At 71.2% G+C, this 23,460-nt stretch carries 23 protein-coding genes; 17 read left to right on the forward strand and 6 right to left on the reverse strand.

Annotated features, from left to right (window positions below; translation table 11 throughout):
- Position 1 precedes the first annotated feature (1 nt).
- Both groES and groL read left to right on the forward strand, forming a co-directional pair.
- On the forward strand, positions 2-295 hold the full coding sequence (groES, locus tag CLV43_RS11950) for a co-chaperone GroES (RefSeq protein ID WP_106187556.1): 294 nt from the start codon (positions 2-4) through the stop codon (positions 293-295).
- A gap of 78 nt (positions 296-373) precedes the next feature.
- Positions 374-1,993: a chaperonin GroEL gene (groL, locus tag CLV43_RS11955; protein WP_106187168.1), complete on the forward strand. Its 1,620-nt coding sequence runs from the start codon at positions 374-376 to the stop codon at positions 1,991-1,993.
- A gap of 591 nt (positions 1,994-2,584) precedes the next feature.
- Here the strand turns inward: groL and CLV43_RS11960 are convergent.
- The gene (locus tag CLV43_RS11960) at positions 2,585-2,881 is read right to left on the reverse strand and encodes a WhiB family transcriptional regulator (RefSeq protein ID WP_106187557.1); all 297 of its coding nucleotides are present in this window, start codon (positions 2,879-2,881) and stop codon (positions 2,585-2,587) included.
- 204 nt (positions 2,882-3,085) lie between these two features.
- Between CLV43_RS11960 and CLV43_RS11965 the strand changes: the two genes are divergently transcribed.
- The 5 genes from CLV43_RS11965 to CLV43_RS11985 all read left to right on the forward strand — a co-directional run bounded on the left by CLV43_RS11965 (position 3,086) and on the right by CLV43_RS11985 (position 7,420).
- Positions 3,086-4,111 carry a MerR family transcriptional regulator gene (locus CLV43_RS11965; RefSeq protein WP_106187169.1) on the forward strand — a complete coding sequence of 342 codons (1,026 nt, stop codon included), beginning with the start codon at positions 3,086-3,088 and terminating at the stop codon, positions 4,109-4,111.
- Between the two features lie 31 nt (positions 4,112-4,142).
- Complete coding sequence (locus tag CLV43_RS11970; RefSeq protein ID WP_211304332.1) at positions 4,143-5,036, forward strand: hypothetical protein; 894 nt, start codon at positions 4,143-4,145, stop codon at positions 5,034-5,036.
- 80 nt (positions 5,037-5,116) lie between these two features.
- Positions 5,117-5,713, forward strand: a complete 597-nt coding sequence (locus CLV43_RS11975) for a response regulator transcription factor (protein WP_015805222.1) — start codon at positions 5,117-5,119, stop codon at positions 5,711-5,713.
- A gap of 213 nt (positions 5,714-5,926) precedes the next feature.
- Positions 5,927-6,499 (forward strand): sigma-70 family RNA polymerase sigma factor, encoded by a 573-nt coding sequence (locus CLV43_RS11980; protein WP_106187170.1) that lies wholly within the window; start codon positions 5,927-5,929, stop codon positions 6,497-6,499.
- A gap of 81 nt (positions 6,500-6,580) precedes the next feature.
- Entirely contained in the window at positions 6,581-7,420 is an 840-nt protein-coding gene (locus CLV43_RS11985) for an anti-sigma-D factor RsdA (protein WP_245886310.1), read from the forward strand.
- A 133-nt stretch (positions 7,421-7,553) separates the two neighbouring features.
- Here CLV43_RS11985 and CLV43_RS11990 read toward each other — a convergent pair whose 3' ends face one another.
- Positions 7,554-7,943 carry a DUF5319 domain-containing protein gene (locus CLV43_RS11990; RefSeq protein WP_170155811.1) on the reverse strand — a complete coding sequence of 130 codons (390 nt, stop codon included), beginning with the start codon at positions 7,941-7,943 and terminating at the stop codon, positions 7,554-7,556.
- Positions 7,944-8,103: 160 nt separating this feature from the next.
- On the opposite strand from CLV43_RS11990, the gene guaB reads away from it, so the two are divergent.
- The 7 genes from guaB (at position 8,104) to CLV43_RS47745 (ending at position 16,178) form a co-directional block, all read left to right on the forward strand.
- On the forward strand, positions 8,104-9,615 hold the full coding sequence (gene guaB / locus CLV43_RS11995) for an IMP dehydrogenase (RefSeq protein WP_106187173.1): 1,512 nt from the start codon (positions 8,104-8,106) through the stop codon (positions 9,613-9,615).
- 46 nt (positions 9,616-9,661) lie between these two features.
- Positions 9,662-10,795 carry a GuaB3 family IMP dehydrogenase-related protein gene (locus tag CLV43_RS12000; RefSeq protein WP_106187174.1) on the forward strand — a complete coding sequence of 378 codons (1,134 nt, stop codon included), beginning with the start codon at positions 9,662-9,664 and terminating at the stop codon, positions 10,793-10,795.
- Positions 10,796-10,902: 107 nt separating this feature from the next.
- The gene (locus CLV43_RS12005) at positions 10,903-11,151 is read left to right on the forward strand and encodes a hypothetical protein (protein WP_146174737.1); all 249 of its coding nucleotides are present in this window, start codon (positions 10,903-10,905) and stop codon (positions 11,149-11,151) included.
- A gap of 48 nt (positions 11,152-11,199) precedes the next feature.
- Positions 11,200-12,936 (forward strand): GMC family oxidoreductase, encoded by a 1,737-nt coding sequence (locus CLV43_RS12010; RefSeq protein ID WP_106187176.1) that lies wholly within the window; start codon positions 11,200-11,202, stop codon positions 12,934-12,936.
- Positions 12,937-13,018: 82 nt separating this feature from the next.
- Positions 13,019-13,984, forward strand: coding sequence for an MBL fold metallo-hydrolase (locus tag CLV43_RS12015; RefSeq protein ID WP_106187177.1), 966 nt, complete (start codon positions 13,019-13,021; stop codon positions 13,982-13,984).
- 114 nt (positions 13,985-14,098) lie between these two features.
- The gene (locus CLV43_RS12020) at positions 14,099-15,031 is read left to right on the forward strand and encodes an alpha/beta fold hydrolase (RefSeq protein WP_106187178.1); all 933 of its coding nucleotides are present in this window, start codon (positions 14,099-14,101) and stop codon (positions 15,029-15,031) included.
- Positions 15,024-16,178: a hypothetical protein gene (locus CLV43_RS47745; RefSeq protein WP_106187179.1), complete on the forward strand. Its 1,155-nt coding sequence runs from the start codon at positions 15,024-15,026 to the stop codon at positions 16,176-16,178. Before CLV43_RS12020 ends, CLV43_RS47745 begins: the two co-directional genes overlap by 8 nt.
- 1 nt (position 16,179) lies before the next feature.
- On the opposite strand, the gene CLV43_RS12030 is transcribed toward CLV43_RS47745, so the two are convergent.
- Positions 16,180-17,625 (reverse strand): aldehyde dehydrogenase family protein, encoded by a 1,446-nt coding sequence (locus CLV43_RS12030; protein WP_106187180.1) that lies wholly within the window; start codon positions 17,623-17,625, stop codon positions 16,180-16,182.
- Between the two features lie 4 nt (positions 17,626-17,629).
- Positions 17,630-18,085, reverse strand: coding sequence for a phosphotransferase family protein (locus CLV43_RS48445; RefSeq protein ID WP_211304333.1), 456 nt, complete (start codon positions 18,083-18,085; stop codon positions 17,630-17,632).
- 280 nt (positions 18,086-18,365) lie between these two features.
- Between CLV43_RS48445 and guaA the strand changes: the two genes are divergently transcribed.
- Complete coding sequence (gene guaA, locus CLV43_RS12040) at positions 18,366-19,925, forward strand: glutamine-hydrolyzing GMP synthase (RefSeq protein WP_106187181.1); 1,560 nt, start codon at positions 18,366-18,368, stop codon at positions 19,923-19,925.
- Positions 19,926-19,998: 73 nt separating this feature from the next.
- Here guaA and CLV43_RS12045 read toward each other — a convergent pair whose 3' ends face one another.
- The gene (locus CLV43_RS12045; protein ID WP_106187182.1) at positions 19,999-20,205 is read right to left on the reverse strand and encodes a hypothetical protein; all 207 of its coding nucleotides are present in this window, start codon (positions 20,203-20,205) and stop codon (positions 19,999-20,001) included.
- Entirely contained in the window at positions 20,198-21,415 is a 1,218-nt protein-coding gene (locus CLV43_RS12050; protein WP_245886314.1) for a PspC domain-containing protein, read from the reverse strand. Before CLV43_RS12050 ends, CLV43_RS12045 begins: the two co-directional genes overlap by 8 nt.
- 110 nt (positions 21,416-21,525) lie before the next feature.
- Between CLV43_RS12050 and CLV43_RS12055 the strand changes: the two genes are divergently transcribed.
- Positions 21,526-22,767: an ATP-binding protein gene (locus CLV43_RS12055; protein ID WP_106187184.1), complete on the forward strand. Its 1,242-nt coding sequence runs from the start codon at positions 21,526-21,528 to the stop codon at positions 22,765-22,767.
- Complete coding sequence (locus CLV43_RS12060) at positions 22,764-23,426, forward strand: response regulator (RefSeq protein ID WP_106187185.1); 663 nt, start codon at positions 22,764-22,766, stop codon at positions 23,424-23,426. The genes CLV43_RS12055 and CLV43_RS12060 overlap by 4 nt, the downstream gene beginning before the upstream one ends.
- Positions 23,427-23,460: the final 34 nt, after the last annotated feature.

Below are 23,460 nucleotides of genomic sequence, written 5' to 3' on the forward strand. Positions count from 1 at the left end.
GGTGAGCGTGAACATCAAGCCGCTCGAGGACAAGATCGTCGTCCAGGCCAGTGAGGCCGAGACCACGACCGCTTCCGGCCTCGTGATCCCGGACACCGCGAAGGAGAAGCCCCAGGAGGGCAAGGTCATCGCGGTGGGCCTCGGACGTATCGACGACAAGGGCAACCGCGTCCCCGTGGACGTGGCTGTCGGCGACGTCGTCATCTACTCGAAGTACGGCGGCACCGAGGTCAAGTACAACGGCGAGGAGTACCTCATCCTCTCCGCCCGCGACGTGCTGGCCGTCATCAACTAGTCGTTCGGCTGACACGCAAGCGCCCCGGCGACCCCTACCCGGGGCTACCGGGGCGTTTCGCACAAGAGAGGCTAGGCAATGCCCAAGCAGATCAGCTTCGACGAGGACGCTCGTCGGGCACTTGAGCGCGGCGTGAACAAGCTGGCCGACACGGTCAAGGTCACCCTTGGACCGGCAGGCCGCCACGTCGTCCTCGACAAGAAGTTCGGTGGCCCCACGGTCACCAACGACGGTGTCACCATCGCTCGCGAGATCGAGCTGGACGACCCGTTCGAGAACCTCGGCGCGCAGCTCGCGAAGGCCGTCGCGACCAAGACCAACGACGTCGCCGGTGACGGCACGACGACCGCCACGGTGCTCGCCCAGGCCATGGTGCGCGTCGGCCTCCGCAACGTCGCCGCGGGTGCGAACCCGACCGCGCTCGGCCTCGGCATCCAGGCCGCCGCCGACGCCGTCGTGGACGCGCTCAAGGCGAAGGCCACCCCGGTCAAGGGCCGCGACAACATCGCCCAGGTCGGCACCGTGTCCTCCCGCGACGAGTCCATCGGCGCCCTCCTCGGCGAAGCCATCGAGAAGGTCGGCGAGGACGGCGTGATCACCGTCGAGGAAGCCTCGACGATGCTCACCGAGCTGCAGATCACCGAGGGCGTCCAGTTCGACAAGGGCTACATCTCGGCGCACTTCGCGACGGACCTCGAGGCCCAGGAGGCCGTCTTCGAGGACGCCTACATCCTCCTGCACCGCGAGAAGATCTCGGCGCTCGCCGACTTCCTCCCGCTGCTGGAGAAGGTCGCCGAGTCCGGCAAGTCCCTCGTCGTGATCGCCGAGGACGTCGAGGGCGAGGCGCTGTCCACCCTGGTGGTCAACGCCCTGCGCAAGACCCTCAAGGTCGTCGCGGTCAAGGCGCCGTTCTTCGGCGACCGCCGCAAGGCGTTCCTGGACGACCTCGCGGTCGTCACCGGCGGCAGCGTCATCGCCGCCGAGGTGGGCCTGAAGCTGTCCGAGGTCGGCCTCGACGTGCTGGGCTCCGCCCGCCGCATCGTCGTCTCCAAGGACAACACGACCATCGTCGACGGTGGCGGCGCCAAGGCCGACATCGCCGGTCGCGCGGAGCAGCTGCGCCGCGAGATCGAGGCCACAGACTCCGACTGGGACCGCGAGAAGCTGCAGGAGCGGCTCGCGAAGCTCTCCGGCGGGATCGCGGTCATCAAGGTCGGTGCCGCGACCGAGACCGAGCTGAAGGAGCGCAAGCACCGCATCGAGGACGCGGTCGCCGCCACCAAGGCCGCGGTCGAGGAAGGCATCGTCCCCGGCGGCGGCTCGGCCCTCGTCCACGCCGCCAAGGTGCTGGACGGCGGCCTCGACCGCACGGGTGACGAGGCGACCGGTGTCGCGATCGTCCGCGAAGCACTCGCCTCCGCCCTCTTCTGGATCGCCACGAACGCCGGGCTCGAAGGCGCCGTCGTGGTGAACAAGGTCCGCGAAGGCGACTGGGGCTTCGGGTTCAACGCGGCCACGCTGGTCTACGGCGACCTGCTCGACTGGGGCATCATCGACCCGGTCAAGGTGACCCGGTCCGCGGTGACCAACGCGGCCTCGATCGCCCGGATGGTGCTGACGACCGAGAGCGCGATCGTGGAGAAGCGGGAGCAGGAGCCCGCGGCTGCTGCGGGGCACGGGCATGGGCACGGGCACTAGGTAGTCGGTTGGGTTTGTGGTTTTACGGCTGGGTTCTGCGGCTGGGTATTACGGCTGGGGTTCGTGGCTGGAGGAGGGGCGGTGCCGGGGTTCCCGGTGCCGCCCCTCTGGCGTTTCGGGGTGGCGGGATGTGTGCCGTCGTTCCCACCCGTGCGAAGCCCGGCCCCCGGCGCGCGATTGTCTCAATGCCCTGCCCTGCTTTGTCAAGACGATAAAGCTGTCTTGACAAAGCAGGGCAGGGCAGGAGGGCGCTGTGTATCGGGGGCAGGGGTAGGTCTGGCTTCGCCAGCATCGGCTGCGCCGACAAGGCATCCTCGGCTTCGCCGTCGGACAGGGCATCCGCGCTTCGCGGCGGACAGAGCATCCTTGCTGCGCGGCGGACAAGGCCCCAGGCGCTTCGCGCCGGATGCGCGCTGGCGGGCTGCGCCCATCGTGGGGGCCGTGTGCGCTGGGTTTGGATGCGTGCTGGTGGCTGCGTCCATCGGGGTGGGGTTGGTCGTGTTGGTGGTGTCCTGGAAAGCCGAAAGGGCAGGCCTCGTTGGGAGGCCCACCCCTGTGGCGTCTGGCTGGTGGTGTTGGTGGTGTTGTTGTTCAGGTGAGTGCGAGTTGGCGTTTGCGGGACTTGATGATGTTGTCGCGTTCCGACTCGGACAGGCCGCCCCAGATGCCGTAGGGCTCTTGGACGGAGAGGGCGTGGCGCCTGCACATCTCCAGGACCGGGCAGGCCAGGCAGACTGCTTTGGCTCGTGCTTCGCGCCTGGCCCGTGCGGGGCCGCGTTCGCCGTCGGGGTGGAAGAAGAACGCGCTGTCCATCCCGCGACAAGACCCGGTCATCTGCCAGTCCCAGACGTCGGCGTTGGGACCGGGGAGCCTTCGGGTGTCCGCCATGTCGAGACCGCCTCCTTGGTCCACTTCAGTAGTGGACTGCTCCATTCGGCTTAATGTTGATCCACCGTAGAACCGCGCCAAAACTTGTTCAAGGGGTCTGGCACCAGAAAGCCGGATGTTCAACCGATGGGTGATCGGCCGGTGTTCAAACCTTCACAGCCCGGAGTTGCCGCGCGGGCCCGAGGACCGGACCATGGCCGCGTGATGACGCATCCGGAGAAACCCGCCGCGCCGACCGGCGGTGAGCGGGAAACCGGCGCGGCAGAAGAAGATCCGGTCACCGAGCTGCTGTTGTCGGTGGCCGCGGTGGCGCGTCGGCTGGGGGTCGCGCCCGCCACGTTGAGGACCTGGGACCGGCGTTACGGGCTCGGGCCCAGTGATCACACGACCGGGCGACACCGCAGGTACGCGCCGCGCGACATCGCCAGACTGGAGCTCATGCAGCGGGCACTGCTGCGGGGGGCGTCGTCGGCGGAAGCCGCGAAGTACGCGCTCACCGCGAGCGTTCCCGCACCTCGAGCGCAGGCGCCGACGGCACCGGCGCCGGTCCCGGTGCTCACCGGTGGCGAGTTCGAGGCGGGAGCGGCTGTCGCGGGCGGCCGGGGCCTGAGGATGCCGGGAGCGAGCCGCCGGGCGCGGGGGCTCGGTCGGGCGGTCCTCGCGATGGACTCGGCCGCCGCGCAGCAGATCCTGGCCGACTCGCTCGGCGAGGACGGCGTGGTCGCGACCTGGGACCAGGTGGTGCGGCCGCTGCTCGGGGCGATGGCCGCGAGGTGGGAGCACTCCGGCGCGGGCGTCGAGGTGTCGCACCTCCTCAACGAGTGCGTGCTCGCCTCGATGATCAGGGTGACGCCGCTGGTGACCACTCCCCGCAACCACCGGCCGGTGCTGCTGGCGTGCATGCCGGACGAGCGGCACAACATCCCGCTCTACCCGTTGGCGGCGGTCCTGGCGCAGCGCGGGGTGGGGATTCGTCAGCTCGGCGCGGCGCTGCCCGCCGAGGCGCTGCGCTCCGCCGTGCGCCGCATCGCGCCCGCCGCCGTGGTGCTCTGGGCGCAGCTCCCGCGCTACGCCGATCCGGGGGCGCTCGCGGCTCTGCCGCGAACGAGGCAGCAGGTGCGCCTGTTCGTCGGTGGACCCGGTTGGGAACGCGGTGTCGTACCCCCGACCGCCGAGCGGATCGACGACCTGGGGACGGCTGTCGCGGCGATCGAGACGGCCGTCTGCTGACTCTGTCGTCCGAACCCGGCACGATGTTGCTGTGGACGACCAGTTGAGACGAGCGGCTTTCGGCGACGCGCCCGAGACACCCGTCTGGAGCACGCTCCGGGGCGGCTCGGCGCGCGACCGGTGGCTCGCGGCGGTCGTGCTGGGAGGGCAGGGCCACTACGCGGCCGCCGCCACGGCCCTGACGGCGCTGCTGGCGGACCGGGACCGCGTCATCGCCTCGTTGGCCGCCTCGACGCTCGCGTCGCACCGCCGCCAACTGGGGGGCCACGCCGCCGCCAGGGCGCTGGACGGCCGCGCGCTGGCGACCGCGCCAGGGGCAGGGCCCTCGGACCCGGACGGCGTGGACGCGGCCGGTGCCCGCGCGGACGCGCTGCTCGGGCTGGCTGCGGACGCCATCGGCGCTGGTCGCACGGGTGAGGCCCGGCTGCTGCACGGGCGGGTGGAGGCGCGCTCCTGGCGGTCGGAGGTGCGCCGGGGGTGGGTGGCGGCCGAGGTCGAGCTGGCCGAGGGGCGGGCCGACCGGGCCGTCGCGCCCGCCGAGGCCGCGGTGGCGGTCGCCCGCGACGCGGGAGCGGTGCGCCACGAGCTCAAGTCCGAGGTCGTCCTGGGGACCTCTTTGGTGGTGTGGGGGACCGCCGACGGGGTGGCTCGAGGGGTTGAGCTACTAGAGTGTGACCTAAATCACATCACCAAACGAGACCTCTGGTCGTTGATCTGGCCGACGGCACTCGTGCTGCTCGACCATGACCCATCCGGGGCGGGTAATCCTCCCGTACGGGCTACCGAGGCTCTGAGCTGCGTGTTGCGCAGGGCCGACCCGATCGGTCGACGGCTCGCCCTCGCCTCCCCGTGGGTGCCGACGGCGCTGCTCCGTTCCGGGGAACCCCCGAACGCAGACCCCCGGTCGAAGTTCTTGACGGATTAAGCACCGGATCGTGTCAAGGTTGGGCTCCAAGCGTCCGATAGGGGAGATGAAACGTCACTCGGCTGCAGGAAGGAGTCCCCGTGACTACGGTCCTTATTTGCGACGACCGGCGCAGCGTGCGGGAGGGCCTCACCCGTGTCATGTCGGCCGTCCCCGGGGTTAGTCGCATCGACTGCGTAGCGCACGGTGACGAGTTGTTGGCTCGCTTTTCGAGGCAGCCAGTCGACGTCGTGCTGGTAGGTACCCAGCGCGCCGTCCCGACCGGGGTGGAAGCAACCCGGCGACTCGTCTCGGCCAACCCGCAGGCCAACGTCATCGTGTTCGGTGCCCCGGACGACGCGGGCAGCATCGCCGCCGCGATCGCGGGTGGCGCCCGTGGTTACCTCCGCTGGGACGCCTCGCGCCCCGAGCTGGTGGCCGCGCTGGCCCACACCCTCGCGAGCACGTCGGTGCCTGCTCCTCGTCAACCCTCGGACCCCGGCGTCCAGCTCACCGAGCGCGAGCTCCAGGTGCTGCGCGGCATGAGCCAGGGCAAGAGCAACGGGCAGATCGGGCGCGAGCTCTACCTGTCCGAGGACACCGTGAAGACCCACGCGCGGAGGCTCTTCCGCAAGCTGGGTGTGCGCGACCGGGCTCAGGCGGTCGCCCACGGCTTCCGCCGCGGTCTCGTGTCCTAGATCACGACTGTTGGTATCCACGTCCAGCCCGGTGACTTTCGCCGGGCTGGATTCGGTGCGCGTGTTGGCTGGTCAGAGGGGCCCGTGGGCCCCTTCTGCCGCCATTCGGCCTCAGGCCCGGTACGGTGTGGGTCACCGGTACGGGTGACTTAGAGGGTCTCGTGCTGTTTGTTGTCGATACGCCTAGGCGTAACACCGGGGCTGCTGTCTGCGATGACCAACTTGGGGGACGGACTGGACGCCGAAGTAGGCGCGGCCGTCGAAGGTGACAGGGCCGCCATCGAGCGCCTGTTGGCTTCGATCCGTCCCTTGGTGGTGCGGTACTGCCGCGCCCGAGTCGGAAGGCAGGAGAGGTCTTTCGCTTCGGCGGACGACGTGGCCCAGGAGGTGTGTCTCGCGGTGTTGACGGCCCTGCCCAGCTACCGCGACCAAGGTCGGCCCTTCCTCGCGTTCGTGTACGGCATCGCGGCGCACAAGGTGGCCGACTCCCACCGCTCCGCCTCGAGGAACCGCTCCGAGCCCGTGTCGGAGGTGCCGGACGGGCCCGAGACCGAAGCGGGCCCCGAGCAGCGCGCCATGCAGGGCGAGCTCACCGGGCAGATGGCCCAGCTCTTGCGCGTCCTGCCCGAGAAGCAGCGGGAGATCCTGCTGCTCAGGGTGGTCGTCGGTCTGTCGGCCGAGGAGACCGCGGACGCGGTCGGGTCGACTCCGGGAGCGGTCAGGGTGGCGCAGCACCGCGCGCTGTCCAGGCTCCGCAAGACGTTGGCAGCCGAGGAGGTGGTCTGAGTGGCCGACCAGCACGAGAAGGACAACGGAGAAGTCGTGCGCGGACAACGAAGGAGAGCCCAGCTCCCTTCAGATGAACCAGTGGACTTTGGCGGCGACCCGTCCTCGGGCGACCTGTCCGGCATCCAGGCCGACGACGCGCTGCTCGACGCGCTCGGCGGCAAGGACCCCGACCGCGTCGGCGACCTCGTCCAGGACGACCTGAACGCACTGCTCCTCGCCTGGCGCCACGACGTGGACAGCCAGGCCATCGGCGCCCTCGTCGACACCGACACCGCCATCGCGACCATCGCGGCCGCCCGCCCGGTGCCCCGCTCCCGACACCGCTTCCTCATCCCGCTCGCCAGCGCCGCCGCCGTGCTCGCCATCGCGTTCACCGGCGTCAGCCTGGTGGCCCGCGACGCCCAGCCGGGCGACGCGCTCTGGGGCCTCACCCGCGTCCTCTACTCCGACCACGCCCGGTCGGTCGAGGCGGCGGTGGCCGTGAAGACCGACCTCGACGCCGCCCGCGCCGCACTGCGCGAAGGCCGGGTCAACGAGGCCAAGGACGCGCTGGACAAGGCCGGGGTCGCCCTGCCGAAGGTGTCCACCGACGACGGCCACATCACCCTGTCGCAGACCCACGAGCAGCTGCTGGTCGAGCTGACGAGCACCACGACCAACCCGGCCGCGACCTCGGACAGCAAGACCAAGACGAAGGACCCGAAGCCGCCGAAGTCGAGCTCGACGAGCCCGTCCTCGGACCCGACGGACACGTCCACGTCGCAGTCCACGCCCACGACCAGCACGACCGAGCCGTCGGTCAGCAGCTCCAGCCAGGCGACGGTCCCACCGCCGCCGCCCCCGCCGGAGGAGACGACCGACGCGACGACGAGCGGCTTCTCCCCGAAGTCGGAGCCAGACCCGGCCCCGTCGTCCTAGATCGGACCAGACCCCGCCGCCCCCGTGCCCCTCGTGGACACGGGGGCGGCGGCGTGAAGGGCGCGTGCCGGTGCTCACCGGTCCCGGATGTGACGAAGCCCGCCCCGGAATCCGGGGCGGGCTTCGTCACACCTCAGCGGGCTTCCTCGCTCGCGGTGACGCCGTCGGCGTAGCCCCGGCAGTACTCCCACGTGACGTAGGAGGACGGGTCCGGGTCGTACGCGGGCTCGTGCGGGCGCATCCGGCCGTCGTGCAGGAGCTGCTCGAGGCTGGCCCGCAGCAGCGCCCAGTCGTGGAAGTGCGGCTCCTCGCACTCGCCGCAGTCGACCACTATCCCCCGCACACCACCGGGTTCCAGCAGCGCCTGGTACACGGCGAGGTCGCTGAGGTCGCCCACGAGCTCGGCGCGCTCCTCGTCGCCGAGCTCGGGGTGCTCGTGGTCTTCTTCTGGCTCGGCCATGGCCTTCGCCGGATCCTCCGGATCCTCGGCGAACGGGTCTGGCGGCAAGGCGTCGTGCGGCACGACCCCGCACGGTACCGGGCGGAGGGCGGAAGGCCTGCGGATACCATGGCGTGAACGCCCCAGACCTGTCGGCAGGGTCGAGAATCAGATGCTGCCCCCAAGCGGAACCCCGATCCGCTCGCGGTGGGACCGCAGCACGACGGAAGGCTTGTCACCCGCTATGACCAGCGAGCTCAACGTTGACGGAGTCCCGAGCAAGTTCGCGATGCTGGGACTGACCTTCGATGACGTCCTGTTGCAGCCTGCGGAGTCGGACGTCGTACCCAGCAACGTCGACACCAGCACCAGGATCTCCCGGAACATCACCCTGAGGATCCCGCTGGCCTCCGCCGCGATGGACACGGTGACCGAGGCGCGGATGGCCATCTCGATGGCCCGCCAGGGCGGCATCGGCGTGCTGCACCGCAACCTGTCGATCGAGGACCAGGCCAGCCAGGCGGAGACGGTGAAGCGCTCCGAGGCGGGCATGGTGACCGACCCGGTCACCTGCACCCCGGACGACACCATCGCCCACGTGGACGACCTGTGCGCCCGGTACCGGATCTCCGGCGTTCCCGTGACGGACCCGGCGGGCAAGCTCGTCGGCATCATCACCAACCGCGACATGCGCTTCGAGGTCGACCACAAGCGCAAGGTCAGCGAGGTCATGACCAAGGGGCCGCTGGTCACCGCGCAGGTCGGCGTGTCCGCCGAGGCCGCGCTCGGCCTGCTGCGCCGCCACAAGATCGAGAAGCTGCCGATCGTGGACGGCGACGGCAAGCTCCAGGGCCTGATCACGGTCAAGGACTTCGTCAAGACCGAGCAGTACCCGCTGGCCAGCAAGGACCCCGACGGCAGGCTGCTGTGCGCCGCCGCGGTCGGCGTCGGCGACGACGCGTTCGCCCGCTCGATGGCGCTGGCCGACGCGGGCATCGACGTGCTGATGGTCGACACCGCGCACGGCCACTCGCGCGCCGTGCTGGAGATGGTGGCCAAGCTCAAGAAGGAGCTCGGCGACACGGTCGACGTGGTCGGCGGCAACGTCGCCACCCGCACCGGTGCCCAGGCCATGGTCGACGCGGGCGCGGACGGCGTGAAGGTCGGCGTCGGCCCCGGCTCGATCTGCACGACCCGCGTGGTCGCCGGTGTCGGCGTCCCGCAGATCACCGCGATCCACGAGGCGTACCTGGCCTGCTACCCGGCCGGTGTGCCGGTGATCGGCGACGGCGGCATCCAGTACTCCGGCGACATCGCGAAGGCGATCGCCGCGGGTGCCAGCGCGGTCATGGTCGGCAGCCTGGTCGCGGGCACCGCCGAGGCGCCCGGCGACCTGATCCTGGTCAACGGCAAGCAGTTCAAGACCTACCGCGGCATGGGCTCGCTCGCCGCGATGTCGAGCCGCGGCGACACCAAGTCGTACTCGAAGGACCGCTACTTCCAGGACGACGTGCTGTCCGAGGACAAGCTCGTGCCCGAGGGCATCGAGGGGCGCACGCCGTTCCGCGGCCCGCTGGCGCAGGTGGCCTACCAGCTCATCGGCGGTCTGCGGATGGCCATGGGGTACACCGGGTCGAGCACGATCGCCGAGCTGCAGAACGCGCAGCTCGTGCGGATCACCGCGGCCGGCCTCAAGGAGAGCCACCCGCACGACATCACGATGACCGTCGAAGCCCCGAACTACACCACCCGCTGACGCACCGCGCGTCGGACGTCCACACCACCCGCTGAGAGGAAGACAAGTGCGCGATCTGGTCGAGATCGGCATGGGCCGGACCGCGAGGCGGGCCTACGAGCTGGACGACATCGAGATCATCCCCTCGCGGCGGACCCGTTCGTCGAAGGACGTCTCGACGGCGTGGCAGATCGACGCCTACCGGTTCGACATCCCGCTGATCACCCACCCGACCGACGCCATCGTGTCGCCGGGCACGGCGGTCGCGGTCGGCGAGCTCGGTGGCCTCGGCGTGCTGAACGCGGAAGGCCTGTGGGCCCGGCACGCCAACGTCGACGAGGCGCTGTTCCGCCTGGTCGAGGCGACCGAGGACACCGACGACCCCGGCGCGCCGGTGCGGATCCTCCAGGAGCTGCACTCGGCGCCCGTCCGCCTCGACCTGGTCGCGGCGGCCGTCAAGGAGGTCCGCGACTCCGGCGTGACCGTCGCGGTGCGGGTCAGCCCGCAGCGCGCGGCCGAGCTGACGCCGGACCTGCTGGCGGCGGGCGTGGAGATCCTGGTCGTCCAGGGCACGATCATCTCCGCGGAGCACGTGCTCCGCGACGGTGAGCCGCTGAACCTGAAGTCGTTCATCGCCGACCTCGAGGTCCCGGTCATCGCGGGTGGTGTCGGCGACTACCGCACCGCCATGCACCTCATGCGCACCGGTGCCGCGGGCGTCATCGTCGGCTACGGCTACACGCCCGGCGTCACCACGACCGACTCCGTGCTCGGCATCGGCGTCCCGATGGCCACCGCCATCGCCGACGCCGCGGCCGCCCGGCGCGACTACCTCGACGAGACCGGTGGCCGCTACGTCCACGTCATCGCCGACGGTGGTGCCCTGACCAGCGGTGACATCGCCAAGTCCATCGCGTGCGGCGCGGACGCGGTGATGCTCGGCGAACCGCTGGCCTCCGCCACCGAGGCGCCGGGCCAGGGCCTCTACTGGACCGCCGCCTCCGCCCACCCGTCCGTGCCGCGCAGCTTCGTGTCGCCCGGTGTGGACCAGGAGGTCGACCTCCGGACGCTGCTGTTCGGGCCGTCGGTCGACCCGCGCGGCGTGACCAACCTGTTCGGCTCGCTGCGCCGCGCCATGGCCAAGACCGGCTACTCGGACCTCAAGGAGTTCCAGAAGGTCGGCCTGACCATCCGCGGCTAGTCCTGAGACCACGATGGGCGTCTCCCACGCCGGGAGGCGCCCATCGCCGTGTCCTAGTTGATCTTGTTGTGCGCCCTCTCGCTACAGTGGTCCCGCATAACGAACCGATGACGAGGAAGGGCCCCGTGGACGACCTGGTCGAACTGGGACTGGCCGATGACGACAACGACACCGAGGTCGAGGGGGCGGAGGTCGAGCAGGCGCCCTCGACGCCGTTGAACAGCCGCGCGGGCTTCGCCGGGTCGGTGGTCGCCCTGGTGCTGGCCTCCGTGGCCGGTGTCGCCCTGTTCGCGTGGATCATCCTGTTCTGGCTCGCCCCGCCGTTCCTGGCCTGGCTGGACAGCCTCGGGTTCTGAACCGGTTCGGAATAGGCGTTACCGGAAGTAACCCCTAATCTCGGACCCATGGGTGAACTCGCCAGTAGCAACGTGGACTTCGACGTCGTCGTGGTCGGGTCCGGCTTCGGCGGCAGCGTCGCCGCGTTGCGGCTGACCGAGAAGGGCTACCGCGTCGCCGTCGTGGAGGCCGGTCGGCGGTTCGCCGACGACGAGTTCGCCGAGACGTCGTGGGACCTGCGGAAGTACCTGTGGGCGCCCAAGCTCGGCTGCTTCGGCATCCAGCGGATCCACCTGCTGCGCAACGTCATGGTGCTCGCGGGCTCGGGGGTCGGCGGCGGGTCGCTGGTGTACGCGAACACGCTGTACCGGCCGCTCAAGCCGTTCTTCGCCGACCGGCAGTGGGCGCACATCACCGACTGGGAAGCCGAGCTGTCGCCGTTCTACGACCAGGCGTCCCGGATGCTCGGCGTGGTCACCAACCCGACCACGACACCGGCCGACGTGGTGATGCAGCAGGTCGCCGGGGACATGGGCGTGGCCGACAGCTACCACCCGACACCCGTGGGCGTGTACTTCGGCGAGCCGGGCGTCGAGGTCGCCGACCCGTACTTCGGCGGCGCGGGCCCGGCCCGGACCGGGTGCACGGAGTGCGGCAGCTGCATGTCCGGCTGCCGGGTCGGGGCGAAGAACACGCTGGTCAAGAACTACCTGCACCTCGCGGAACGCGGTGGCGCGCGGGTGCTCCCGCTGACGACGGTCACCGGCCTGCGCCAGACCGGCGTGACGTGGGAGGTCGACACCGAGCGCACCGGCGCGAAGCTGCGCAAGGGCCGCCGCACGATCACCGCGACCAAGGTCGTGCTGGCGGCGGGCACCTGGGGCACCCAGCAGCTGCTGCACCGGATGCGCGCCGAGGGCGTGCTGCCCGAGCTGTCGCCGAGGCTGGGCGAGCTGACCCGCACGAACTCCGAGTCGATCGTCGGCGCGGCCCGGCAGACCGTCGACCCGGACCGCGACTTCACCAGCGGCGTGGCGATCACCTCGTCGTTCCACCCCGACGAGACCACCCACATCGAGCCGTGCCGCTACGGCAAGGGCAGCAACGTCATGGGGATGCTCCAGACCCTGGCCACCGACGGCGCGTCCAGCACCCCGCGCGTCCTGCAGTTCCTCCGCCAGGCCGTGCGGCACCCCCGGCGGCTGCTCCGGCTGCTGTCGGTGCGCCAGTGGAGCGAGCGGACGCTGATCCTGCTGGTCATGCAGAGCCTGGACAACTCCATCACCACGTTCGCCAAGCGCGGCCTGTTCGGGCGGCACAAGCTCAGCTCGCGCCAGGGCCACGGCGAGCCGAACCCGACGTTCATCCCGGCCGGGCACCGGGCGAACGAGCTGACCGCCAAGCACATCGGCGGCATCGCGGGCGGCACCTGGGGCGAGCTGGCGGGCATCCCGCTGACCGCGCACTTCATCGGCGGCTGCCCGATCGGCGAGGACGCCGAGCACGGCGTCATCGACCCCTACCACCGCGTCCACCACTACCCCGGCCTGTCGGTCGTCGACGGGGCGGCCATCTCCGCGAACCTGGGCGTCAACCCGTCGCTGACCATCACCGCCCAGGCCGAGCGCGCGTTCTCGTTGTGGCCCAACAAGGGCGAGGCCGACCCGCGTCCCGAGCCGGGTGCCGGCTACCAGCGCGTGGCACCGGTCGCGCCGACCACCCCGGCGGTGCCCGCCAGTGCGCCCGGCGCGCTGCGGCTGCCGATCGTGGCGATCACCAGGCCGGTGCGGTCGACCCCCGCGTAGGAGCCGGCAACGGTGATGGGCCGGTCGGGGGTGATCCCGTGATCGGCCCACCGGGGCGCCGATTCGGTGGCAAAGTGGACTTATGGCAACGAAATCGTCCGCGAACGGTGCCGACCCGGAGTACAGGGAGGAGTCGTTCGTCCAGCTCGTGGACGGCGTCTACGCGCTGACCAGCGACAGCGAACCGAACGTCGGCGCGGTGGAGGCGGAGGACTTCCTCGTCTGCTTCGAGGCCAGGTCCACCCCGGCGGCCGCCCGGCGCTGGCTGCTCCGGCTGCGGGAGCGCACCGCGAAACCCGTGCGCTACCTCGTGCTCAGCCACTTCCACGCCGTCCGCACGCTGGGCGCCAGCGCGTTCGACGCGGACGTGGTCATCGCGCACGAGCGCACCAGGACGCTCATCGCCGAACGCGGCCGCCAGGACTGGGCGGGCGAACTGGCCCGCACACCGGAGGCGTTCCCCGAAGCGGAGGGCATTCCCGGCCTGACGTGGCCGACCCTGACGTTCTCGCACCGCCTCACCATCCCGCTCGGCGGCGAGCGCGGCGACCTCGAACTGCGCCACCCCGGCCGCGGCCACACGGCGGGTGACGTCGTCGGATGGCTTCCGCAGCAACGGATCCTGTTCGCGGGTGACCTCGTCGAGTCGCGGGCCGCACCGCACTGCGGCGACGCGTTCCACGACGAGTGGGCGACGTCCACTTTGGACAACGTCGAGGCGCTCGGCGCCGAGCTCCTCATCGGCGGCTGCGGCCCGGTGGCGCGCAACCGGGCCGAGGTCGACGCCGCCATCGCCCAGAGCAGGCACTTCCTCGACGAGCTCCGCCGCACCGTCACCGACGTCCGCGACCGCGCGGGCACCCCGGCCGAGGCCTACCGCGCCGCGCACGACGCACTCGCCCCGCGCTTCCGCGACCGCCCGTCCTTCGACACCCTGCCGCTGGCCGTGCGGCGCTGCTGGGACGAGTGCGACGGCGTCACGTGGCCGCGGATCTGGACCGCGCAACGGGAGTCCGAGGTGCGGGAGGCGTTGGCACCGAGTCGATAGCGCTTCGGACCGCGCGGCGAATCGGAATGTCTTGGAATAGCACGGAAGCGCAACAGCGGTAACGAGCTGTACCCCGTTCACGACGACCTTGTGACGTCGTGAACGGAGGTGCCCATGCCCGTCGACGCGGAATACTGCCCCTACGACCTGGACCGGGATCCCGGAGCCCACGGCCTGGTCGAGCAGTGGTCGAGAACGGACTTCGGCCTGCTGCACCTGGTGCGCAGCCCGGAGAGGACCGGCGACCGCGCCACGCTCTTCGTCCACGGCGTGGCGAACACCTGGACCACGTGGACGCCGCTGCTGCGGGTGGCCCGTGAGCTCGGTGAGGAGTTCCAGGACGTCGTCCTGGTCGACCTCCCCGGTTTCGGCGCGTCCAGGAACCGGCTGGACCACCTGCGGTCCAAGGACGTCGGGAAGGCGCTCTTCGACGTGGTCGCCGGTCTCGGCTACACGAGCGTCCGGATCGTCGGGCACTCCATGGGCGGTTTCCTCACCTTGGACATGGCGAGTGAACCGGCTTTCCCGATCGAGTCGGTGCACCTGGTCTCCGGCGCCTACTTCTCGGTGGTGAAAGCGGTCCAGGAACCGGTGAGCACCCTTTTCTCGAGTCCCGCGCTGTCGATCGCCTACTGGTCGCAGGGCCTGCTCGCGCACACCGGCGGAGCCGGCGTCCAGGTGGTGAAGCTGGCTCAGAAGATCGGCCTCTTCCCGTTGTTCCTCAACGGGTTCGCGGCGCGTCCGTGGGCGGTCAGGTCGTCGTTCACCAAGTCGCTCGCCCACGACATGCGCCCCAAGTACTTCCTGCTGGCCGCGGCGAACGGCGACCACTACGACGCGATCGACCGCTGGTCGCGGATCGAGTGCCCCGTCCACGCGGTCTTCGGCGCCCAGGACAAGCTGGTGCCACCGCGGGACATGACCGATCTGCGCAGGGTGCGCAAGGACGTCCACGCCCACCTCGTCGAGCGCTGCGGCCACTTCGCGCACGTCGAGCGTCCGAAGGAGACCTACCGGCTGCTGTTCCCCGGAGGAAGTCGTGCGTGACAGGGCGAGGAGGCAGTTCCTCACGCAGGTGACGGCGATCGTCGCGGCCCCGGTGCTGCTGCTCGGCGCGCTCGCCCTCGTGTGCCTGCACCGGGGTGTGCTGGGCGCCGCGGGGTGCGGGCCGCTGCGGATCGCGGGGCTCGCGGTGTTCGGCGTGGAGGAGCCGGAGGTCGTCTGCACCTCCATCCCCTTCGGCGCGGACATCCCCAGCTGGACGCTCGGGCTGACCTCGTCGGTCGCCGTCGCGCTCTACCTCGTGCTCGCGAGCAGGCTGCGCAACATCGAGGGCGACCTGGTGGCCACGGGACTCCTCGACTCGGACGAGCTGTCGAAGGAGCCCCTGCGCGGGCACATGGCGAAGATGCGCAAGGGGCTGAGCGTCTCCATCGCGACGCAGCTGCTCTTCTTCCTCCCGGTGCTGCTGCTCGGCGTGCTGTTCTACGTCTTCGTGAACGGCCACAACCACATGTTCGCGGACCTGCCGCTGATCCAGGGGGCCGGGCACGTCACGCAGGCCACCGAGAGCGCCTACCGCGAGAGCTGGTGGGCGAACTGGGACCGGCACCCGGTCCTGGGGGTCGCCTGGATCCTCATCGGTTCCGTCGGCGCGTACTTCGCCGTCAAGCAGGGCTACCTGTACTGGCGCCTGTCCAAGCTGTTCGTCAAGGGTGCGGAGCTGGCCGTGCTGAACTACATCCCGGCCCGGCTGAACCGCGACCACGGGTGGCGCCCGGTGGGGCGGGTGATCAGCCTGTCCTACGTGGCGGCGCTGAACTTCCTCACGTCGCTGATCGCCCTGCTCTACATGCTCAAGGACCCGGACGCCGGTCTCTTCCGCAACCTGGTGCTGGCGGGCTTCGCGATCCTGGGCACCGGGCTGAACATCCGGTTCGTGTACTCGATGATCAGCTGCGTCCGGCAGGCGCACGGGAAGACGGTGGACATCGAGCTGAACGAGCTCAACCACAGCATCGAGAGGGCCGGCGCGGTGGACGCCGCGGTCCCGCTGGAGATCCGCGGCGAGCAGCTGGCGTCCGCGCCGCCCTACCCGATCAAGGGCAGGATCCTGCGGTCGCTGTCGTTCGCACCGGGCCTGGTCGCGGCGACCAAGCTGGTGCACGACGCGTTCGGGCTGATCGTCACCTGACCTACAGCTGGATGCCCGTCAGCACGGTCGTCCGCTCCTCGGTGAAGTCCTCCATCGCCGAGCGCACCCCTTCGCGCCCGGTCCCGGAGCCCTTCACGCCGCCGTAGGGCATCTGGTCGGCGCGGTAGGACGGCACGTCGCCGATGATCACGCCGCCGACCTCCAGCTCCGCCGCCGCGTCGAAGGCGACCTTCAGGTCGCGCGTGAACACGCCGGCCTGCAACCCGTACTCGGTCGCGTTGGCCTGGTCGAAGGCCTCCTCGACGCTGTCCACGACGGACACCGCGAGCACCGGGCCGAAGGCTTCCTGGTGCCACACCTTGGCTTCGGCGGGGACGTCCTCCAGGACGGTCGGTTCGACGGAGGTCCCGGAGCGGCCGCCGCCGACGTGCAGCCTGGCGCCGAGCGACACCGCCTCGTCGATCCACTCCTTGACCCGCACCGCGTTGTCCTCGTCGATCAGCGGGCCCACCTCGACCTCGGGGTCGTGCGGGTCGCCGGTCTTCAACGCGCCGACGGCGGCGACGAGCTTCGGCACGAACTCGGCGGCGACCGACCGGTGCACGATCACGCGCTGGACGGCGATGCACGACTGGCCGGCCTGGTAGTTGCCGAACGTGGCGATGCGGGAGGCCGCGTGGTCGAGGTCGGGCCAGTCCGCGCAGACGATGGCGGCGCTGTTGCTGCCCAGCTCCATCACCACGTGCTTGCGCGGGGCGTCGTCCATCAGCGACCAGCCGACACCGGTGGAGCCGGTGAACGAGATGACGGGCAGCCGTTCGTCGGTCACCAGCGCCTTCATGTCGCCGCCGCGCACCGGCAGCACCGAGAACACGCCGTCGGGCAGGTCGGTCTCGGCGAGCAGCTCACCCAGCAGCAGCGCGGACAACGGGGTCGCGGACGCGGGCTTGACGACCACCGGGGCGCCGACGGCGAGTGCGGGCGCGACCTTGTGCGCGACCAGGTTCAGCGGGAAGTTGAACGGTGCCACGGCGAGCACGGGTCCGCGCGGCACCCGGCGGACCAGCGCCATCCGGCCGACGCCGTTGGGGTCGGTGTCCAGCCGCTGGAGGTCGCCGGTGAACCGGCGGGCCTCCTCGGCGGCGAACTTGAAAGTGCTCACCGCGCGGGTGACCTCGATCTCGGCCCACTTGAGCGGCTTGCCGTTCTCGGCGGTGATCGTCTCCGCGATCTCCTCGGCCCGCTCGGCCAGCGCCCTGGACACGTGCTCCAGCGCCGCCGCCCGCACGTGCGCGGGCGTGCGCCGGAACTCCTTGGCCACCGCGGCCGCGGCCGCTACCGCCCGTTCCACCTGCTCCGGTCCGGGCACGGCGACCGAGGCCACCTCGGTCCCGTCGTACGGGTGGTGCACGGTGATCTCCTGCGCACCCTGTTCGGGGTGGCCGGCGATCCAGCAGGGCCGGGGCTGCGGGGTGATCGCGTCCATGGCGTCAACGGTATGCCAGTCCGGCGAGACTGGCGCGGATGTAGTCGACGTGGGAGAGGTAGTGCTCGTCGTGCTCCTCGGCCCGCTGGACGTGGAACGCCGGATCCTCCCTGATGGCGCGCACCATGTCGGCGAGCCGCGCCAGGACCCGGTCCACCAGGCCGTCACCCGGACAGCCGTACTCCGCGCAGAACAGCCGGGCCCTGCGCCACTGCTCCTCGGGGGTGCCGAACGCCGGTGAGAACGGTGCCAGGCAGTACACCGCGTAGGCCACGTCCCACCACCGCGGCGCAGGGTGGGCGGTGTCGAAGTCGATCACGCCCACCGGCAGGCCGTCGGCGAACACGACGTTGTAGGGCGCCAGGTCGCCGTGGCAGACGACCTCGGCGGGCTCGCGCGCCGGGAACTGCCAGCCGGACGTGCCCACCAGGTCGACCGACGCGTCGTGCAGCCGCCGCACCATCCGGGCGTAGGCGACGAGCGTGTCGTCCCCCCCGCAACGCCGGGGGGATCGGCGGGTGGCCAACCTCACCCGGCAGGTACGACAGCACCTCGCGCCCCTGGTCGTCGATGCCGTGCACCCGCGGCACGAACCCCGTGGGAGCCAAGAGCCGCAACAGCTCGTGCACGCGGGGAGCCCACGGACCGGCCGGGCGGCGCACCGTCGCGCCCACCCTCACCACCTCGTTCAGACCGCCTCCGGTCAGCGCTTCTTCGTCCACGTCTGACATCCTTGCCGCGTGTCCGAAACCAGCAACCGACCGGTACTCGTCGTCGACTTCGGCGCCCAGTACGCGCAGTTGATCGCCCGTCGCGTCCGCGAGGCCCAGGTGTACTCCGAGGTCGTGCCGCACACCGCGAGCGTGGCGGAGCTGCTCGAGCGCGACCCGCTCGCGATCGTCCTGTCCGGCGGCCCCTCCAGCATCTACGAGGAGGGCGCTCCGCAGGTCGACCCGAAGCTGTTCGACGCGGGCGTGCCCGTGTTCGGCATCTGCTACGGCTTCCAGGCGATGGCCGTGGCGCTGGGCGGCACGGCCGAGCACACCGGCACCCGCGAGTACGGCCGCACCGAGCTGGGCGTGACCGAGGGCGGCGGCAAGCTGCACGACGACCTGCCCGGCCACCACCCGGTGTGGATGAGCCACGGCGACTGCGTGACGAAGGCCCCCGAGGGCTTCACCGTCACCGCCACCAGCGACGGCGCTCCCGTCGCCGCGTTCGAGGACACCGCGCGGAAGTTCGCGGGCGTCCAGTACCACCCGGAGGTCGGCCACTCGCCGCACGGCCAGGAGGTGCTGCGCCGGTTCCTGCACGAGATCGCGGGCGTCAAGCCGCAGTGGACGACCTCGTCGATCGTGGACGAGCAGGTCGAGCGGATCCGCGAGCAGATCGGCGGCGGCAAGGCCATCTGCGGCCTGTCCGGCGGCGTCGACTCCGCGGTCGCGGCGGCCATGGTGCAGCGCGCCATCGGCGACCGGCTGACCTGCGTGTTCGTCGACCACGGCCTGCTGCGCGCGGGTGAGCGCACCCAGGTCGAGCGCGACTTCGTGGCGGCGACCGGCGTGAAGCTGGTGACCGTGGACGAGCGCGAGCGGTTCCTGGAGGCGCTCAAGGGCGTCACGGACCCGGAGCAGAAGCGCAAGATCATCGGCCGCGAGTTCATCCGCGCGTTCGAGCAGGCCGCGCGGGACCTGCAGGCCGACGGCGACTACGACTTCCTGGTGCAGGGCACGCTCTACCCGGACGTCGTCGAGTCCGGCGGCGGCACCGGCGCGGCGAACATCAAGAGCCACCACAACGTCGGCGGCCTGCCGGACGACCTCCAGTTCAAGCTGGTCGAGCCGCTGCGCGCGCTGTTCAAGGACGAGGTCCGCCGGGTCGGCACGGAGCTGGGCCTGCCCGAGGTCATCGTGCAGCGCCAGCCGTTCCCCGGCCCCGGCCTCGGCATCCGGATCATCGGCGAGGTGACCGGCCCGCGCCTGGAGATCCTGCGCCAGGCCGACGCCATCGCCCGCGAGGAGCTGACCTCCGCGGGGCTGGACCGGACGATCTGGCAGTGCCCGGTCGTGCTGCTCGCGGACGTGCGCAGCGTCGGCGTCCAGGGCGACGGCCGCACCTACGGCCACCCGATCGTCCTGCGGCCGGTGTCCAGCGAGGACGCCATGACCGCGGACTGGACGCGCCTGCCGTACGAGGTGCTGGAGCGCATCTCCACCCGCATCACCAACGAGGTGGCCGACGTCAACCGGGTCGTCCTCGACGTGACCAGCAAGCCGCCGGGCACCATCGAGTGGGAGTGACCTCCTGACACGGCGAGAAGGCCGTGACCCCGAGGTGGGGGTCACGGCCTTCTCGCGTGAGTGGGGAAGGTGGTTACCGGCGTTGGCGGAGCACGGACCCGGCCAGCAGGCCGAGGCCGATCACGATCGCCCCGCCCGCGACCACCCAGCGCAGGTCGAGGAAGTCCGGCCAGTAGTCCCCGCCGGTGAGCACGAACCCGGCGGCCAGCAGGGCCCCCACCCCGAACACGAAAGCCACGATGTCGAAGCCGCCCCGCGGCTCGATCTCCTGGTCAGCCACGCTTCACCTCCACGTCCCCCACGCCGTTGCGCACGTGCAGCAGGATCTTCAGCCCACCCGGACCGTCGGTGCCGACGTCCTTCGTCTCGACCTGCGCGTCGGTCCCGTTGCTCTCCTGGCCGAGGCACTGCACGGAACCGAGGTCGGCCTCGCAGCGCACCTCGACGTCGGCGGTCCTCGGCACGGTCACCTGGAGGGTGCCGACGACCGACCGGACCTCGGTCTCCACCTGGCCGGCGTTCGGCAGCCCGGTCAGGTCCAGCTGGATGCTGCCCGCCTTGAGGACGTACTCGCTGTCCACCTCCGCGATCGAGGTCGGCCGCGGGTTGAGGTCGCCGACGCGCCCGTTCCCGTTGAGGTCGGCCAGGTTCACCACGGTGCCCAGCACGCCGACCAGGCTCAGCGGGACGACCAGGCCGATCAGCCCGCGCCCGCCCCTGGTGAACGCGCCCACCAGCAGGCCGACGCCCATGACGCCCAGGACCGCGCCCAGGGTGTGCAGAGGGGTGAACCAGGTTTCGCCGCGACCGGTGATCACCGCGGTCGCCACCACCATCAGCGACAGGCCGAGGGTGATGCCGGTGACCGGCGACTTGCGCTTGCGGTACCGGCGCACCGGTGCGGGCGGCGGTGCGGGTGCCACGGCCTGGCCCGGTTCGGGCAGGTCCCAGGCGAACGGCGCCGCGCCCAGCGGGTCCCACGCCGGAGGGGTGTCGGTCTTCTCCTGGCCCATCTCGGTCACCTGCTCCGCGCTGGAGGTCGTCGTGATCGGCGCCGGTCGGTTGACCGCGCCGCGGTTGAGGTGCAGCAGGTAGACGGCGCCGACGGAGAGCAGCACGCCCGCCACCATCGTGAAGCCGCCGTCGAAGAAGAACCCGGTCGCCGGGAACAGCGCCAGGCAGAGCAGCACCGTCAGCGGGATCGGCGTCGAGCTGCGGCCCTGGCCGATCAGCGCCTCGACGGGCGAGACCTCGTCGTCCTCCTGGGGCAGCCCGAGCCAGCCCAGCAGGTAGATGAACACACCGGCACCGTTGCACAACGCCATCGCGACGAAAGCGACCCGCACGATCACCGGGTCGATCCGGTACCGCTCCGCGATGCCCTCGGCCACACCGGCGATCTTGCGCCCGCGGTGCGGCCGTCTGGGCCTGCTGGCCCAGAAGTCCTTCAGCGTCTCCTCGACGCCGGCAGCTGTCACGTTCCCACTCACGTCGTCGAGTCTGCTGCGCCGACCCGCCGCGCACATCGGGGGAGCACCCTGAACCCCGACTCGGGTGGAACCCTGATGACCCGCATCCGGGCACGTGTGACGATCGTGGGGTGAGTTCGCAGGTGGAGACGGCAGCGGCGGCGGGCGTGGAGGTCGCGGTCCGCAGGCGCCGCAACGGGCGCGTGGTCGCCGGGGTGGCGGGCGGTGTCGCCGACCACCTCGGCGTCGAGGTGTTCTGGGTGCGCGCGGTGTTCGCGGCGCTGACGGCCCTCAACGGCGTCGGCGTGATCGCGTACGGGCTGCTGTGGGTCTTCGTGCCGCAGCGGCCCGTGGACTCGCCGGGGGAGGCGCCGACCAAGCCGAAGGAACGCCAGCAGGCCATCGGTCTGCTGGCGCTCGGCCTCGGCGCGGCGGTGCTGGTCACGCTGCTCACGGGGGCGGTCAGCGGCTGGGTCGTCGGCCCGCTGGCGGTGGCGCTGGTGGGCGCGGCCGTGGTGTGGCGCGAGGCGGACGAGGCGCAGCGCCGCCGTTGGCGGGACGGGGCCCGCAGCGGGGTGCTCGGCCGGAGCGGCCGGTCGGCGCTGATCCGGATCGCGTCCGGCGTCTGCCTGGTCGCGCTCGGCATCGGGGTGCTGCTGTTCAGCACCTACCAGCTCGACCAGATCCAGTTCGCGCTCGTCGCGGTGCTCGCCACGCTGGCGGGCGTCGCGCTGCTCACCGTGCCGCTGTGGATCAAGCTGGTGAACGACCTCGACGAGGAGCGCCGGGCCCGCATCCGCACCGAGGAGAAGGCCGAGATCGCCGCGCACCTGCACGACTCCGTGCTCCAGACGCTGGCCCTGATCCAGAAGCAGGCCGAGGCGCCGCGCGAGGTCCGCAGGCTCGCCCGCGGCCAGGAGCGGCAGCTGCGGGACTGGCTCTACGGCCGCGACTTCGGCGAGAACGCCCGTCCCACCACGGTGTCCGCCGCCATCGCGCTGGCCTCGGGGGAGGTCGAGGACACGTTCGCGATCTCGGTGCAGCAGGTCGTCGTCGGCGACTGCGACCTCGACCACAACCTGCTGGCCATGGTGCAGGCCGCGCGCGAGGCGATGGTCAACGCCGCCAAGCACGCCGGGGTCGCCGAGATCAGCGTCTACGGCGAGGTGGAGGCCGACAGCGTCACCGTGTTCGTGCGGGACCGGGGCCAGGGTTTCGACCCTGGGGCGGTTCCGGAGGACCGGCATGGCCTCGCCGACTCGATCCGGGGGAGAATGGCCCGGCACGGTGGGGAGGCCAAGGTGCGCACGAGCCCCGGAGAGGGGACCGAGGTGCACTTGGAGATGCCGAGGAAGCAGGAGGCCAGGTCATGACCGAGGGCAAGAGGGTCAGGGTGTTCCTGGTCGACGACCACGCGCTGTTCCGCGCGGGGGTCAGGGCCGAGCTGGACTCGATCAGCGACGAGATCGAGGTGGTCGGCGAGGCGGGCTCCGTCGGCGAGGCGGTGGCCGGGATCGGCCACCACAAGCCGGACGTGGTGCTGCTCGACGTCCACATGCCCGACGGCGGTGGCGCCGCGGTGCTCGCCCAGGTGCGGACCGCCCTGCCGGACGTGGTGTTCCTCGCCCTGTCGGTCTCCGACGCCGCCGAGGACGTCATCGCGGTCATCCGCGCGGGCGCCCGCGGGTACGTGACGAAGACGATCTCCAGCCAGGAGCTGGTGCGCGCGGTCGTGCGGGTGTCCGACGGCGACGCGGTGTTCTCGCCGCGGCTCGCGGGCTTCGTGCTGGACGCGTTCGCCGACCGGCCCGGCGCGGCCCCGATCCGGGACCCCGAGCTGGACCTGCTGACCCCGCGCGAGCGGGACGTGCTGCGGCTGCTGGCCCGCGGCTACGCGTACAAGGAGATCGCCTCCGAGCTGTTCATCTCGGTGAAGACGGTCGAGACCCACGTGTCGAGCGTGCTGCGCAAGACGCAGCTGTCGAACCGGTACGAGCTGTCCCGCTGGGCGTCCGACCGCAGGCTGGTCTGAGCTCCGTCCGAAGAGGACACGACGTTTCCCGGAA

The sequence above is a fragment of the Umezawaea tangerina genome, from assembly GCF_003002815.1.
Classification (GTDB): domain Bacteria; phylum Actinomycetota; class Actinomycetes; order Mycobacteriales; family Pseudonocardiaceae; genus Umezawaea; species Umezawaea tangerina.